This window comes from Salmonella sp. SAL03688 (assembly GCF_046551895.1).
In the GTDB taxonomy this organism is placed as follows: Bacteria; Pseudomonadota; Gammaproteobacteria; order Enterobacterales; family Enterobacteriaceae; genus Salmonella; species Salmonella enterica.
This window is the reverse complement of record NZ_JBGDVI010000013.1, coordinates 21,350-34,493: the sequence shown is the minus strand read 5'-3', so window position 1 is coordinate 34,493 and position 13,144 is coordinate 21,350. Positions and strand designations below refer to the sequence as shown.

General features: G+C 53.3%; 17 protein-coding genes. 9 read left to right on the top strand and 8 right to left on the bottom strand.

Going from position 1 to position 13,144, the window contains the following annotated elements; translation table 11 throughout:
* Positions 1 to 12: 12 nt before the first annotated feature.
* Genes fdxH through fdhE form a run of 3 tightly spaced genes read left to right on the top strand, consistent with a single transcriptional unit; the run spans position 13 to position 2,473 of the window.
* Positions 13 to 915: a formate dehydrogenase subunit beta gene (gene fdxH / locus ACLJR2_RS14390; RefSeq protein WP_000331361.1), complete on the top strand. Its 903-nt coding sequence runs from the start codon at positions 13 to 15 to the stop codon at positions 913 to 915.
* Positions 912 to 1,547 carry a formate dehydrogenase cytochrome b556 subunit gene (gene fdoI, locus ACLJR2_RS14385; RefSeq protein ID WP_000829025.1) on the top strand — a complete coding sequence of 212 codons (636 nt, stop codon included), beginning with the start codon at positions 912 to 914 and terminating at the stop codon, positions 1,545 to 1,547. Before fdxH ends, fdoI begins: the two co-directional genes overlap by 4 nt.
* Entirely contained in the window at positions 1,544 to 2,473 is a 930-nt protein-coding gene (fdhE, locus tag ACLJR2_RS14380) for a formate dehydrogenase accessory protein FdhE (protein WP_000027730.1), read from the top strand. The genes fdoI and fdhE overlap by 4 nt, the downstream gene beginning before the upstream one ends.
* Before the next feature lie 37 nt (positions 2,474 to 2,510).
* Here fdhE and ACLJR2_RS14375 read toward each other — a convergent pair whose 3' ends face one another.
* Complete coding sequence (locus tag ACLJR2_RS14375; RefSeq protein ID WP_000238494.1) at positions 2,511 to 2,885, bottom strand: type II toxin-antitoxin system VapC family toxin; 375 nt, start codon at positions 2,883 to 2,885, stop codon at positions 2,511 to 2,513.
* A complete protein-coding gene (locus ACLJR2_RS14370) occupies positions 2,885 to 3,127 on the bottom strand; it encodes a CopG family transcriptional regulator (RefSeq protein WP_001523745.1) in 243 nt (80 codons plus the stop codon). The genes ACLJR2_RS14375 and ACLJR2_RS14370 overlap by 1 nt, the downstream gene beginning before the upstream one ends.
* A 204-nt stretch (positions 3,128 to 3,331) precedes the next feature.
* Between ACLJR2_RS14370 and ACLJR2_RS14365 the strand changes: the two genes are divergently transcribed.
* From ACLJR2_RS14365 to ACLJR2_RS14355, 3 genes are all read left to right on the top strand, one after another.
* A complete protein-coding gene (locus tag ACLJR2_RS14365) occupies positions 3,332 to 4,261 on the top strand; it encodes an alpha/beta hydrolase (protein WP_001162862.1) in 930 nt (309 codons plus the stop codon).
* 85 nt (positions 4,262 to 4,346) lie between these two features.
* The gene (locus ACLJR2_RS14360) at positions 4,347 to 4,658 is read left to right on the top strand and encodes a type II toxin-antitoxin system HigB family toxin (RefSeq protein ID WP_000558163.1); all 312 of its coding nucleotides are present in this window, start codon (positions 4,347 to 4,349) and stop codon (positions 4,656 to 4,658) included.
* Entirely contained in the window at positions 4,655 to 5,101 is a 447-nt protein-coding gene (locus ACLJR2_RS14355) for a type II toxin-antitoxin system HigA family antitoxin (RefSeq protein WP_001259011.1), read from the top strand. Before ACLJR2_RS14360 ends, ACLJR2_RS14355 begins: the two co-directional genes overlap by 4 nt.
* Before the next feature lie 14 nt (positions 5,102 to 5,115).
* Here ACLJR2_RS14355 and fabY read toward each other — a convergent pair whose 3' ends face one another.
* The 6 genes from fabY to ACLJR2_RS14325 all read right to left on the bottom strand — a co-directional run bounded on the left by fabY (position 5,116) and on the right by ACLJR2_RS14325 (position 9,925).
* Positions 5,116 to 6,057, bottom strand: a complete 942-nt coding sequence (gene fabY, locus ACLJR2_RS14350; protein WP_001518251.1) for a fatty acid biosynthesis protein FabY — start codon at positions 6,055 to 6,057, stop codon at positions 5,116 to 5,118.
* Positions 6,058 to 6,101: 44 nt separating this feature from the next.
* Positions 6,102 to 6,539 (bottom strand): D-aminoacyl-tRNA deacylase, encoded by a 438-nt coding sequence (gene dtd / locus ACLJR2_RS14345; protein ID WP_000560969.1) that lies wholly within the window; start codon positions 6,537 to 6,539, stop codon positions 6,102 to 6,104.
* Positions 6,536 to 7,408 (bottom strand): virulence factor BrkB family protein, encoded by an 873-nt coding sequence (locus ACLJR2_RS14340; RefSeq protein WP_000921423.1) that lies wholly within the window; start codon positions 7,406 to 7,408, stop codon positions 6,536 to 6,538. Before ACLJR2_RS14340 ends, dtd begins: the two co-directional genes overlap by 4 nt.
* Complete coding sequence (yihX, locus tag ACLJR2_RS14335; RefSeq protein WP_000965695.1) at positions 7,402 to 8,001, bottom strand: glucose-1-phosphatase; 600 nt, start codon at positions 7,999 to 8,001, stop codon at positions 7,402 to 7,404. Before yihX ends, ACLJR2_RS14340 begins: the two co-directional genes overlap by 7 nt.
* A 190-nt stretch (positions 8,002 to 8,191) precedes the next feature.
* The gene (locus ACLJR2_RS14330; protein WP_000059693.1) at positions 8,192 to 8,995 is read right to left on the bottom strand and encodes a DeoR/GlpR family DNA-binding transcription regulator; all 804 of its coding nucleotides are present in this window, start codon (positions 8,993 to 8,995) and stop codon (positions 8,192 to 8,194) included.
* Positions 8,996 to 9,028: 33 nt separating this feature from the next.
* Complete coding sequence (locus ACLJR2_RS14325; protein WP_001520529.1) at positions 9,029 to 9,925, bottom strand: sugar kinase; 897 nt, start codon at positions 9,923 to 9,925, stop codon at positions 9,029 to 9,031.
* Positions 9,926 to 10,089: 164 nt separating this feature from the next.
* Here ACLJR2_RS14325 and yihU point away from each other — a divergent pair, with 164 nt between their 5' ends.
* Genes yihU through yihS form a run of 3 tightly spaced genes read left to right on the top strand, consistent with a single transcriptional unit; the run spans position 10,090 to position 13,144 of the window.
* Complete coding sequence (yihU, locus tag ACLJR2_RS14320) at positions 10,090 to 10,986, top strand: sulfolactaldehyde 3-reductase (RefSeq protein WP_000268248.1); 897 nt, start codon at positions 10,090 to 10,092, stop codon at positions 10,984 to 10,986.
* Between the two features lie 22 nt (positions 10,987 to 11,008).
* A complete protein-coding gene (gene yihT / locus ACLJR2_RS14315; protein WP_001067408.1) occupies positions 11,009 to 11,887 on the top strand; it encodes a sulfofructosephosphate aldolase in 879 nt (292 codons plus the stop codon).
* Positions 11,888 to 11,902: 15 nt separating this feature from the next.
* On the top strand, positions 11,903 to 13,144 hold the full coding sequence (gene yihS, locus ACLJR2_RS14310; protein WP_000870934.1) for a sulfoquinovose isomerase: 1,242 nt from the start codon (positions 11,903 to 11,905) through the stop codon (positions 13,142 to 13,144).

The following is a 13,144-nucleotide window of genomic DNA, read 5'->3' as shown; positions in this document are numbered from 1 at the left end:
CGGAGACGACCTATGGCTTATCAATCGCAAGACATCATTCGTCGTTCCGCCACTAACGGTTTCACCCCCGCGCCCCAGGCGCGAGACCACCAGGAAGAGGTGGCGAAACTCATCGACGTCACCACCTGTATCGGCTGTAAAGCGTGTCAGGTGGCGTGCTCCGAGTGGAACGACATCCGTGATGAAGTGGGCAATAACGTCGGGGTGTATGACAACCCGGCTGATTTGACCGCGAAATCCTGGACGGTGATGCGCTTCTCGGAAGTGGAACAGAACGACAAACTGGAGTGGCTGATCCGTAAGGATGGCTGTATGCACTGCGCCGATCCCGGCTGCCTGAAGGCATGTCCGGCGGAAGGGGCGATCATTCAGTATGCTAACGGTATTGTCGACTTCCAGTCCGAGCAGTGTATCGGCTGCGGCTACTGTATCGCTGGCTGCCCGTTCAACGTGCCGCGCCTTAACCCGGAAGACAACCGCGTCTATAAATGTACGCTGTGCGTCGACCGCGTGACCGTGGGGCAAGAACCGGCCTGCGTGAAGACCTGTCCAACCGGCGCCATTCATTTTGGCTCGAAAGAAGATATGAAAACACTGGCGGGCGAGCGCGTGGCCGAGCTGAAAACCCGTGGTTATGACAACGCGGGTCTGTACGATCCGGCGGGCGTAGGCGGTACGCATGTCATGTACGTGCTGCATCATGCCGACAAGCCGAATCTGTATCACGGTCTGCCGGAAAACCCGGAAATCAGCGAAACCGTTAAGTTCTGGAAAGGCGTCTGGAAACCGCTCGCCGCGTTCGGTTTTGCCGCGACCTTTGCCGCCAGCGTCTTCCACTATGTCGGCGTCGGTCCGAACCGCGCGGAAGAGGAAGATGACAACCTGCATGAAGAGAAAGACGAGGTGCGCAAATGAAACGACGTGACACCATCGTGCGCTATACGGCGCCGGAACGCATCAACCACTGGATCGTCGCCTTCTGCTTCGTGCTGGCGGCGGTGAGCGGGCTGGGCTTTTTATTCCCATCCTTCAACTGGTTGATGCATATCCTGGGCACCCCACAACTGGCGCGAATTCTGCACCCGTTTGTGGGCGTGGTTATGTTTGCCTCGTTCATCATCATGTTTTTCCGTTATTGGCACCACAATCTAATCAATCGGGATGATATCTTTTGGGCGAAGAATATTCGTAAGATCGTCGTCAACGAGGAAGTGGGTGACACCGGGCGTTATAACTTCGGTCAGAAATGCGTATTCTGGGCGGCGATTATCTTCCTGGTGCTGCTGCTAGTGAGCGGGGTAATTATCTGGCGTCCGTACTTTGCGCCTGCTTTCTCAATCCCGGTGATCCGATTCGCGTTAATGTTGCATTCTTTTGCCGCAGTAGCGTTAATTGTGGTTATCATGGTGCATATCTACGCCGCCCTTTGGGTGAAAGGCACCATTACCGCGATGGTGGAAGGCTGGGTAACCCGGTCGTGGGCGAAGAAGCATCACCCACGCTGGTACCGAGAAGTCCGCAAGACAACGGAAAAAGAAACTGAATGAGTATTCGCATAATCCCGCAAGATGAGCTGGGGTCGAGCGAGAAACGTACGGCGGATATGATTCCGCCGTTATTGTTCCCCCGACTCAAAAACGTCTACAACCGCCGCGCCGAACGTCTGCGCGAGCTGGCTGAAAATAACCCGCTGGGCGATTACCTGCGCTTTGCCGCGCTTATCGCGCACGCGCAGGAAGTGGTGCTGTACGACCATCCGCTGGAGATGGATCTGACCGCACGTATTAAAGAAGCGAACGACCAGGGCAAGCCGCCGCTGGATATCCACGTGTTGCCGCGTGATAAGCACTGGCAAAAACTGCTGCATTCGTTAATTGCCGAGCTAAAACCCGAGATGAGCGGCCCCGCGCTGGCGGTGATTGAGAACCTGGAGAAAGCCTCAGAGCAGGAGCTGGAGCAGATGGCCAGCGCGCTGTTTGCCTCGGATTTTGCCTCCGTCAGCAGCGATAAAGCCCCGTTTATCTGGGCCGCGCTCTCCCTTTACTGGGCGCAAATGGCCAGCTTGATTCCAGGCAAAGCCCGCGCGGAATACGGTGAAGCGCGCCAGTATTGCCCGGTGTGCGGTTCGATGCCGGTCTCCAGCATGGTGCAGATCGGCACCACGCAGGGGCTGCGTTATCTGCACTGTAACCTGTGCGAAACCGAATGGCATGTCGTGCGCGTAAAATGCAGTAACTGCGAACAGAGCCGCGACTTACACTACTGGTCACTGGAAAATGAGCAGGCTGCGGTGAAAGCCGAAAGCTGCGGCGATTGCGGGACTTACCTGAAGATTCTCTATCAGGAAAAAGACCCGAAAGTGGAAGCCGTGGCCGACGACCTCGCCTCGCTGGTGCTGGACGCGCGCATGGAGCAGGAAGGGTTCGCCCGCAGTTCCATCAACCCGTTCCTGTTCCCGGGGGAAGGGGAATAAGTTTTTTACTCAGACCGGGCGAAGTTTGCCGTCCGGTCTACAAGTGATACGGTGTGATCACTCCCGGAATATCGGCAAAGTCTTTTGTATTACGCGTTACAAGCTCACAACGATGGACTTGTGCAGTGGCCAGAATGATCGCATCCGGGAGTTTCATGCCATACTCCTGCCTGACAATGACGCTTCGCTCCGCGATTTCCTGTGTTACGCCAATAATATTGAACGCACTTAATGCAATGCGCGTGCGGTTTTCCTGATGATATTTCTTAGCACCCACCATCACTTCCATCCATGTGATAAGGCTAATCGCATTCTGTGGCGGATACGCTTCCAGCGCATGTTTCGCTTCAATTCGACCGCTAAACAGGTCGATGAGGATATTGGTATCAAAAAGCGCAGACCCTTTGACCATTACCATTCCTCACGAAGTTTACGTTGGTATTCAACGCCATCTTCCTCACAGCCTTGCCAGAGCCCCAATGCTTTCGAAATTGTGGTCTCAGCCCGATCCTGTCTTTCCAGATACTGCTCAACGGCCTCCCGCAAGAGTTCTGCACGAGGCAGGTTGCGTTGCACCTTGAGATCGTCAAGCCGTTTAATCACGTCGTCTGATAAATCGAGTAAAATTCTGCCCATATCCATCCCAGCCATCATACTCACATATACCTCCAGTATATCATTCGCGCTTATTTTTCAAACAACATACACCTGAGACTGACGAGAAAATAGTTATTACGCGAACGATTTTTATTTTTGCGAGCCGCTTTCCAGAATCGTTCGCAGCCCAATTTTCCCATTTTCATTCGTACCAAATCGGGTTATAAAACTGTATATCCATACAGATAAAGGCAATGAAAAATGGCACTGGAAAGCGGGATTGCGCAGTTAGTGGAGGAATTTATCGCGGCGGGACGCCCCTCTTCTCGCGAACAGAATATTGATGACCGGAGGGCGGGCTACATCGCCAGCACGACACTGGCAGGAGAAACTGAAACCCGCGTCCAGGTTGAAGATATTGAACTCAATGCCATGACGTTTCGCGTGGTTTCGCCGCTCAATGCCACAGGGAAATTACCCTGCATCATTTATTATCATGGTGGCTGCTTTGTCAGCGGCGGTTTTGCCACTCACGATAACCAGTTAAGGCAGTTAGCTTTTTACAGCCGTTGCCGCGTGATTGCGGCGCAGTACCGACTTGCACCAGAGCACACCTTCCCGGCCGCACATAACGATGCCGAAACCGGAGCCAATACTATCTGGAAATATGCCCAGAAACTGGGGATAGATCGCGAGAACATTACGCTTGCTGGTGACAGCGCGGGTGGGCATCTGGCGCTGGTCACCGCGCTACGCCTGAAAGCTGCCCGTCAATGGCAACCTGCACAGCTGATTCTGATCTACCCCATGCTGGACGCAACCGCCAGGTTTGCGAGCTACACCTGTAATGGGCTGGATTACATTATCACGCGTGACACGCTGCTTTCAGGCTACGAGATGTATATGCCGCGAACCGATCCACAGCATCCTGAAGCCAGCCCGCTCTGGCGTGAGGACTTCGCCGGACTGCCATCCACGCACATCATTACTGCCGAATTCGACCCACTGCGCGATGAGGGCGAGGCCCTGTATCAACGGTTCCAGGAACAGGGTGTGGAATGCACTTGCCAGCGCTATCTCGGTGTCATCCATGGCTTTTTCCAGCTCGGAGGCGTGAGCCAGGCGGCACGAAGCGCCATGCGAGATGTGGCCTGGCGTGTTGTAAGTCCATCAACAGGCAAAATGACCTAAAATTCAATTTTGTTTTCAACTTGAAAACTGGATAACGTTGCGCTAAATTGTTTTCAGGTTGAAAACTTTGTAATGGAACTACATTGTGCATGTTATCAGCCGAAAACCGTTCAATGAAGCGATGCTCATGTATCCAAACCATGAGCTTGCTCTCACTGAGTTGCTGAATGTTCTGGAGAAAAAAACATTCACTCAGCCTGAAGAGATGAAGCGGTATATTCCTTCACTGGATAATTTTAAGCACAGAGATAAATGGTGGGTGATTGATGTTTCTGGTAACAGCCTGAGACTCATTTCCTACATAGATTTCAGGTTACATAAGATATTTGTGAAACATATCGTTTCCCATGCCGAATATGACAAACTGACCGCATACTATCGGGGTAATAAAGAATGAGAACTCATCGCCAGATGGATGCAACCAGCGCAAAAAAGATCGTTGATACCTTCAGCGATGCGGTAAAAACCGTCCCACTGATGGGGGAAGACCGAAATGACAATGAGTATCGCAGGGCACTAGCGCTAGTGGAGTTTCTGGTCGACCACGACGATCTTGAAAACCCACTATTTGAATTGCTCTGTGCCCGAATCAGTGAATACGAAAAACATGCGCCGGAATTCAAAGCACTCAACCAACACCTGGAGAAAACGCCCCCTGGCGTTTCAGTATTGCGAACGCTCATGGATCAATACGGTCTCAAAGCAGCAGATCTTGCCAACGAACTTGGTTCTAAATCGAACGTCAGCAACATCTTAAATGGCCGCAGAGCACTAACGGTTAATCATATTAAAGCGCTTACACAACGCTTTAAACTACCAGCGGATGCCTTCATCGAGTAGTTGGATATGTCCAGCTACTCCTCCTCATTCCCGCCCTCTTCATACGGGCCGAACGGTTTCGCAGGTAGTACGATATAAATGCCTTCGAAAATTGCTCCGGCGGTCTCGCCGCCCAACAGTTCAACCTGCAACTGGACACGCGCTTTTTTACCCCGCGCCAGCCTGTCCAAATCACCGCTTAGCGACCCCAAATCAGCCACGGCGTTTGGCTTTCCGCTAATGGGTTTACTGTAGCGAATATGGGCGTCAGCAAGAATAATCGTCCCGCCAAGATGGCGTTCACGGAGCATCAGCCAGATAAGTCCCCATCCGGTCAGCGTCGCCAGGGAGAACAGGCTGCCGGCAAACACCGTGTGATGCGGATTTTGATTACCGGTTTCCGGCATCGTGGTGATAAATTTTTGCCCGGTGTACTGCTGAATGCGCACCCCCATCTTTTCACTCAATGGAATGTGCTCATACCAGGCCTGCTGAAGCTGCCCGCACCAGTCGCCGCGATGCAGGATATCATCCAGCGATGCTACCGGTTTAATCATTAGAAAATGGCGGATTGGCGTGGTTGTGGGCGTAGTAATCTCCCCCTGATTGACAAATCCGAGTTTGGCAAAGAACTCAACCGCATCTTCGCGCGCGCTGCAGGTGACGCGCTTAACGCCTTCCTGGCGGGCGACAGACTCCAGGGTCATCGCCATTAATGTCCCCAGCCCTTTATCCTGTACCGAGGGATGTACAGCCATAAAACGGATAGACGCCTCGTTATCTGCATTGATATACAGGCGGCCCACTGCAACTAAATTTCCTTCTTCGTCCACCACCATTTGATGGTGCGCCAACGCATCCCAGCCATCCCGTTCCGACCCTTTCGGCTGGTGCAGCGGTTTACGCAGCATCTCCCAGCGAAACTGGTAGTAACGTTCTAATTCTTCTTCTGTTTGCGGAACTCGAAGGTGATACATAGCCGTACTCTCTCTTGTTATCCGCGGCCACGCCGGAAGCTGACTCATACCTGGAGCCAGAATGTCACGGGACCGTCATTAACCAGCTCAACCTGCATATCGGCAGCGAAGCGTCCGGTTTGCGTGTTTATCGCCTGCTGGCGGCAGCGTTCGACAAAATATTCATAAAGCGCCTGCGCGCGATCCGGCGCAGCCCCGCCGGAAAAGCTTGGCCGCATACCGCGTTCGGTATCTGCCGCCAGCGTAAACTGCGACACCACCAGCACGCTGCCGCCAGCCTGTTGTACATTCAGATTCATCTTGCCGTCAGCATCGCTGAAGATACGGTATCCCAGCACGCGCTCGCACAGACGATTCGCTTTTTGTTCGTCATCTTCTTTTTCGACACCCAATAACACCAAAAGTCCTGGGCCGATTTCACCCGTCACCTCGTCCTCCACGGTGACGCTGGCACGGGTTACGCGTTGAATTAATGCAATCATGGTTGGTCAGCTTCTTCTTGTTCTGCGGCTTGTTTGAGTTTTCGGTATTCCCCGAGAGTGACAGTTATTTCTGCGCCAAGCAAGACTATACACCAGGTCCAGTATACCCAGACAAACAGGATAGGGATCACTGCCAGTACGCCATAAATGAGCTGATATGACGGGAACATGGTGATATAAAGCGCGAAACCTTTCTTTCCGGCCTCGAACAGCAACGCTGCGACAAACGCGCCGACAAGGGCGTCACGGTTCGGTACGCGAGTTGTTGGGACAATACTGTAAAGTAACCAGAATGAGATCCACGAGAGCAGCAGCGGAAGGATGCGCAATACATTGTCGATGACCGTATTCAGATCGCTGGCCCAGCGTAAAGAAAGCAGGTAGGAGCTGATCGCCAGGCTGGCGCCAGCGAGAAGCGGGCCGAGCGTGAGGATCATCCAGTACACCGCAAAAGAGTACACTTTTGGCCGTGTGCGTTTGCTGCGCCAGATAGTGTTTAAGGCGCTATCAATGGCGTACATCAACAGCAATGCCGTCACAATCAGTCCACAGGCGCCCACCGCCGTCATTTTGTTGGAATTAGCGACAAACTGCTCAATATAGCGCTGAATCACGTCTCCGGTGGCTGGCATAAAGTTAGCAAAAATAAAATGGCGTAACTGAATGCTGACATCAGAAAACATCGGAAAAGCAGCGAAAAGGGCAAAAACGACGGCAATAAGCGGTACTAAGGAGAGTAATGAGACATAGGCGAGGTTTCCCGCCAGAGTCGTCATATTATCCTCATCGATACGCTGCCATAATAGCTTGAGCCAGGCCCGAACAGGGCGCGTATGGCGTCCAGCTTTTTGGTGAACGGTTTTTAGCATAACAGCTTCGCGAAATAGTCAGGGATGGTGGCTTTATCCTTCACCAGAATGCTGGTGATCCCCAACTGGTTGGCCCCTTCTATATTATCGGCATTGTCGTCGAAAAAGACCGCATCGGCAGCGGAAAAACCTTCTTTCTGCAGGACGTGCTGATAAATACGCGCTTCCGGCTTACGCATTCCCAAGTCCTGCGATAAATAGATATGGTCGGCGGCAGCGCGCACCTCCGGGTATTCCTCCGGCCAGAAGTGGGTATGCAGTCGGTTAGTATTGGATAGCACCACCACGCGATGCCCCTGCTCGCGCAGTTTATGCATGATAGCAATCACTTCGGGCCGTAATCCGACAAATACCGCCTGCCAGCCGTGCGCGAATTGTTCATAACTGAGCGATAACGCCATTTCATGACAGAAAGCTTCAGCAAACGCTTCGTCCGTTATCTCACCGCGTTCATGTTGGTGAAAAGTCTCGCCCATCGTAAATTTTTGCTTCAGCGAAGCCAGCGGTACTCGACTCAGGTCGCTCCACACACCTAATACGCGGTTAAAGTCGATGTCGACAATCACATTACCTAAATCAAAGATGTAGAGCATGTCATTCTCCTTGCTAACCGGGGATGAATAACTGTAGCGGGAAAGGAGAAGTTTGACTATGTATCCCTTTATAAATCAATTAACAAAAAGACAATAGAAACGCAGACGATGTTCAATATCGCCTGCATCACAGCGCCGTTTTATTGGCCGGATAAAGCGCTGACGCGGCCATCCGGCGCAAGGGCGCTTGTCACGCTGAAACGGCGTCGTCCAGCGAAGGACTCACCTGAACCACTTCGATTTGCTGGGATTGAAGTAAATTCTGTAATGCCGGACCGGGATACTCGTCCGTAAACAGAGCGGTAATCTGTGACACATTGCCGATCTCAACCGCCGCAGAAGCATGGTATTTCGTATGATCGGCGGCCAGCAGAATATGTCGCGAGTGGGCCATCATGGTTTTCACTACGCTGGCTTCGTTGACATCAAACTCCAGTAACGCGCCATCGCTCTCTATCGCGCCTACGCTGGTGACGAGATAGTCCGCCCGGAACCCCGCCACAAACGCCGCCGCGGATGGCCCGATAATGCCGCTATTATGCGGGCGCAGCGTGCCGCCAGGCACCATCACTTCAAAGCGAGGGTTATTATAAAGAATGTGCGCGACGCGCAGGCTATTGGTGATAATGCGCAGATGATTATGGTTGAGCAGCGCGCGCGCCACCTGCTCAACCGTCGTTCCAATCGTGATAAATATCGTGGAGCCATCCGGAATATAGTCAGCCACGGCTTCTGCAATGGCTTTTTTCTCTTGCGTCCAGGAGACCTCTCGCTGCTCAAAGGCGGTATTGACCACACTGGACGCTCTGCCAGCGCCGCCGTGATGACGCGTAATCAGCCCCTGCTCGCTTAATTTACGAATATCGCGGCGAACCGTCTGGGTAGAGACCTCCAACAAACTGGCTAACTCATCGATATTCATATAGCCGCGCTCATCAATAAGCATTAACAGCCGATCATGTCGCGGATTACCGGTCAGTTCGGTAAGACTCATGAGCATTCCTCTAAAAGCTTCCTACTGCTCATATTATACAAAAAGTGACAAGAAAGATCGGGTTTGCTCACAATCAGGGATACCCGCCCGGCCACCTGGGCGCGTACACTTCAGCGCGGCAACGCCGCTGGCGAATCTGACAGCCTCTTCGATGGCGTATCCGCTTGCCAGGCCAAATGCCAGTGCGCCATGAAAAACATCGCCCGCGCCGGTAGTATCCACCACCTCCACGGTAAAACCCGGTTGGTGGCGTACCGCCGCTTTTTCCAACCAGTTGCAGCCTTCACTGCCTCGCGTGACATAGACATGTCCATTTGTGAGCATTTGTGCTTTTTTTAGCGCATCAATGGCTTCGCTCATCCCCGTCAGGCGTGCCAGCCCTGGCTCGGAGAAGGCGGCGTGGTCGCTTAACGCCACCAGCTCGCTAATATCCTGTGGCGTAATATCGCCATCAAGAACAGTCATGACGCCAGCCTGACGCGCCAGCGTAAACGCCTGTTTTGCGCCGTCATGCCAGCGCACATCCGCCAACACCACATCCCACTGCGAAAAATCGATGTCGTTAAGCCAGTCGGCGTCAGGTAATAAATCCGGGCTGGGATAATTAACGATAATCCGCTCTCCTTTGGCATCCACCATAATCGCTGACTGCGACGACATGGCCTGCGTGTAGCGGCGGGTATAGCGGGTATTTACCCCCAGGGATTCCAGTTCCGCCAGCAGGCTGTTTCCGGTGTCGTCATCGCCCACACGGCCAATAAAGTCCACCTGCGCGCCCAATTTCGCCGCAGCCACGGCAGCGGTCGCCGCAGGCCCGCCGCCCACTTCCGTATAGCGCTTCGCCACATATTTACCCCCTTCTGTCGGTAATCCTTCCACGTAATAGATGCGATCCATCACGGTAATACCTACACAAGCAATACGAACCATGGTCATTCCTCAAGCATTTTCGATGTGCTCATTTTAATTTCACGAAATGTTTAAAAAGTGACGGCTGTCAATTTTTTGACTATAAATTACAAATACGATCACAAACAGACAGAAAAAGGCTCATTAATGACAAAAAATGACACCGCCGTGTTCAGGAGAACGATATGGCAGTTATAGCATTTATCGGGTTGGGACAGATGGGCTCCCCTATGGCGAGCAATCTGCTAAAGCAGGGCCATCAACTCAGCGTCTTCGATGTTAATCCCGACGCCGTACAGCGTCTGGTAGACAAAGGCGCGCAACCTGCAAGCAGCCCGGCTCAGGCAACCATCGGCGCTGAATTTGTTATCACCATGCTCCCGAACGGCGATCTGGTTCGTTCCGTTTTGTTTGGCGAGCAAGGCGTTTGTGAAACTCTTTCCCGTGAAGCGCTGGTCATTGATATGTCCACTATTCATCCGTTGCAAACCGATAAGCTGATTGCCGACATGCAGAGCAAAGGGTTCAGCATGATGGATGTGCCGGTAGGCCGGACATCCGACAACGCGATTACCGGCACATTGTTGCTGCTGGCAGGCGGTACGGCGGAGCAAGTAGAGCGCGCTACCCCTGTTCTGATGGCGATGGGTAATGAGCTGGTCAACACCGGCGGCCCGGGAATGGGTATTCGCGTAAAACTGATCAACAACTACATGAGTATTGCGCTAAATGCGCTCTCCGCCGAAGCCGCCGTGCTGTGTGAAGCGCTGGGGCTTTCCTTCGACGTGGCTTTAAAAGTGATGAGCGGCACTGCCGCAGGCAAAGGGCATTTCACCACCACCTGGCCGAATAAAGTGATGAAAGGAGATCTGTCTCCCGCCTTCATGATCGATCTGGCGCACAAAGATCTTGGCATCGCGTTGGATGTCGCCAATCAACTGCACGTACCGATGCCGCTCGGCGCCGCCTCCCGTGAAGTTTATAACCTGGCGCGGGCCGCAGGCCGCGGTCGGGAAGACTGGAGCGCCATCCTGGAACAGGTGCGCATCAGCGCCGGGCTGACCGCCAACGTAAAAAAGTAACGACTGTATAAAGGAAAATTGAATGAACAACTACACCATCAAAGACATTACGCGAGCGTCCGGCGGGTTTGCCATGCTGGCTGTCGATCAGCGCGAGGCGATGCGTTTAATGTTTGCTGCTGCTGGTGCGAAAACACCCGTTGCCGATAGCGTGCTGACGGATTTCAAAGTGAATGCGGCGAAAATTCTTTCCCCGTATGCCTCTGCCGTTCTGCTGGATCAGCAGTTCTGTTATCGCCAGGCCGTAGAACAAAACGCGGTCGCTAAAAACTGCGCCATGATCGTCGCGGCGGATGATTTCATCCCGGGCAACGGTATTCCCGTTGATAACGTGATCATTGATAAAAAAATTAATGCGCAGGCGGTAAAACGGGATGGCGCGAAAGCCTTAAAACTGTTGGTGCTGTGGCGCAGCGACGAAGACGCGCAGCAGCGTCTGGATATGGTCAAAGAATTCAATGAATTATGTCACTCCAATGGTTTGCTGAGCATTATCGAACCGGTTGTACGTCCGCCGCGCTGCGGCGACAAGTTCGATCGCGAGCAGGCGATTATCGATGCGGCCAAAGAGCTGGGCGACAGCGGCGCCGATCTTTACAAAGTTGAAATGCCGCTCTACGGCAAAGGCGCGCGTTCCGATCTTCTTACCGCCTCACAACGCCTGAATGGGCATATCAATATGCCGTGGGTCATCCTCTCTTCCGGTGTGGACGAAAAACTGTTCCCTCGCGCGGTCAGGGTCGCCATGGAAGCTGGCGCATCCGGGTTCCTGGCGGGACGCGCGGTCTGGTCATCAGTGATTGGTCTACCGGATACCGAGATGATGCTACGTGATGTTTCCGCGCCTAAGTTGCAACGTCTGGGCGAGATCGTCGATGAAATGATGGCGAAACGTCGTTAATACGAGGATGAAAGAATGAAATGGTTTAACACGTTGAGCCACAACCGCTGGCTGGAGCAGGAAACCGACCGCATCTTTAATTTCGGTAAAAACGCCGCGGTGCCGACAGGCTTCGGCTGGCTGGGAAATAAAGGGCAAATCAAAGAAGAGATGGGCACCCATCTTTGGATCACGGCGCGTATGCTGCACGTTTATTCCGTGGCGGCGTCGATGGGCCGACCGGGCGCTTATGATCTGGTCGATCATGGCATCAAAGCCATGAACGGCGCACTGCGCGACAAAAAATACGGCGGCTGGTATGCCTGCGTTAACGATCAGGGCGTGGTAGATGCCTCTAAACAGGGTTATCAACACTTCTTCGCCTTGCTGGGCGCGGCCAGCGCCGTCACGACCGGGCATCCTGAAGCCAGGAAATTGCTGGATTACACCATAGAAGTGATTGAGAAATACTTCTGGAGTGAAGAAGAGCAGATGTGCCTGGAGTCCTGGGACGAAGCCTTTAGCAAAACCGAAGACTACCGTGGCGGCAACGCCAATATGCACGCCGTCGAAGCGTTCCTGATTGTTTATGACGTTACCCATGACAAAAAATGGCTGGATCGCGCGCTGCGTATCGCGTCGGTAATTATTCATGATGTGGCGCGCAACGGTGATTACCGCGTCAATGAGCACTTCGATTCACAGTGGAACCCTATCCGCGACTACAACAAAGATAATCCTGCCCACCGTTTCCGCGCCTACGGCGGTACGCCAGGTCACTGGATTGAGTGGGGCCGTCTGATGCTCCATCTCCATGCTGCGCTGGAGGCCCGCTTCGAAACGCCACCCGCCTGGCTGCTGGAGGATGCGAAAGGTCTGTTCCATGCCACTATCCGCGACGCCTGGGCGCCAGATGGCGCAGACGGCTTTGTCTACTCAGTCGACTGGGACGGTAAACCTATCGTACGTGAACGCGTGCGCTGGCCGATTGTGGAAGCGATGGGTACGGCCTACGCCCTCTACACCCTGACGGGCGATAGCCAGTATGAAGAGTGGTATCAGAAATGGTGGGACTACTGCATTAAGTACCTGATGGACTATGAAAATGGTTCCTGGTGGCAAGAGCTGGACGCCGATAACAAAGTGACCACCAAAGTGTGGGACGGCAAGCAAGATATTTACCATCTGCTGCACTGCCTGGTCATTCCTCGTCTGCCACTGGCGCCGGGCCTGGCTCCAGCGGTCGCGGCGGGTCTCCTGGATATCAACGCGAAATAG

Coding starts and splice junctions, on each gene's coding strand:
- fdxH (WP_000331361.1), top strand. CDS start 13: ATGGCTTATCAATCGCAAGACATCATTCGTCGTTCCGCCACTAACGGT.
- fdoI (WP_000829025.1), top strand. CDS start 912: ATGAAACGACGTGACACCATCGTGCGCTATACGGCGCCGGAACGCATC.
- fdhE (WP_000027730.1), top strand. CDS start 1,544: ATGAGTATTCGCATAATCCCGCAAGATGAGCTGGGGTCGAGCGAGAAA.
- ACLJR2_RS14375 (WP_000238494.1), bottom strand. CDS start 2,885: ATGGTCAAAGGGTCTGCGCTTTTTGATACCAATATCCTCATCGACCTG.
- ACLJR2_RS14370 (WP_001523745.1), bottom strand. CDS start 3,127: ATGATGGCTGGGATGGATATGGGCAGAATTTTACTCGATTTATCAGAC.
- ACLJR2_RS14365 (WP_001162862.1), top strand. CDS start 3,332: ATGGCACTGGAAAGCGGGATTGCGCAGTTAGTGGAGGAATTTATCGCG.
- ACLJR2_RS14355 (WP_001259011.1), top strand. CDS start 4,655: ATGAGAACTCATCGCCAGATGGATGCAACCAGCGCAAAAAAGATCGTT.
- fabY (WP_001518251.1), bottom strand. CDS start 6,057: ATGTATCACCTTCGAGTTCCGCAAACAGAAGAAGAATTAGAACGTTAC.
- dtd (WP_000560969.1), bottom strand. CDS start 6,539: ATGATTGCATTAATTCAACGCGTAACCCGTGCCAGCGTCACCGTGGAG.
- ACLJR2_RS14340 (WP_000921423.1), bottom strand. CDS start 7,408: ATGCTAAAAACCGTTCACCAAAAAGCTGGACGCCATACGCGCCCTGTT.
- yihX (WP_000965695.1), bottom strand. CDS start 8,001: ATGCTCTACATCTTTGATTTAGGTAATGTGATTGTCGACATCGACTTT.
- ACLJR2_RS14330 (WP_000059693.1), bottom strand. CDS start 8,995: ATGAGTCTTACCGAACTGACCGGTAATCCGCGACATGATCGGCTGTTA.
- ACLJR2_RS14325 (WP_001520529.1), bottom strand. CDS start 9,925: ATGGTTCGTATTGCTTGTGTAGGTATTACCGTGATGGATCGCATCTAT.
- yihU (WP_000268248.1), top strand. CDS start 10,090: ATGGCAGTTATAGCATTTATCGGGTTGGGACAGATGGGCTCCCCTATG.
- yihT (WP_001067408.1), top strand. CDS start 11,009: ATGAACAACTACACCATCAAAGACATTACGCGAGCGTCCGGCGGGTTT.
- yihS (WP_000870934.1), top strand. CDS start 11,903: ATGAAATGGTTTAACACGTTGAGCCACAACCGCTGGCTGGAGCAGGAA.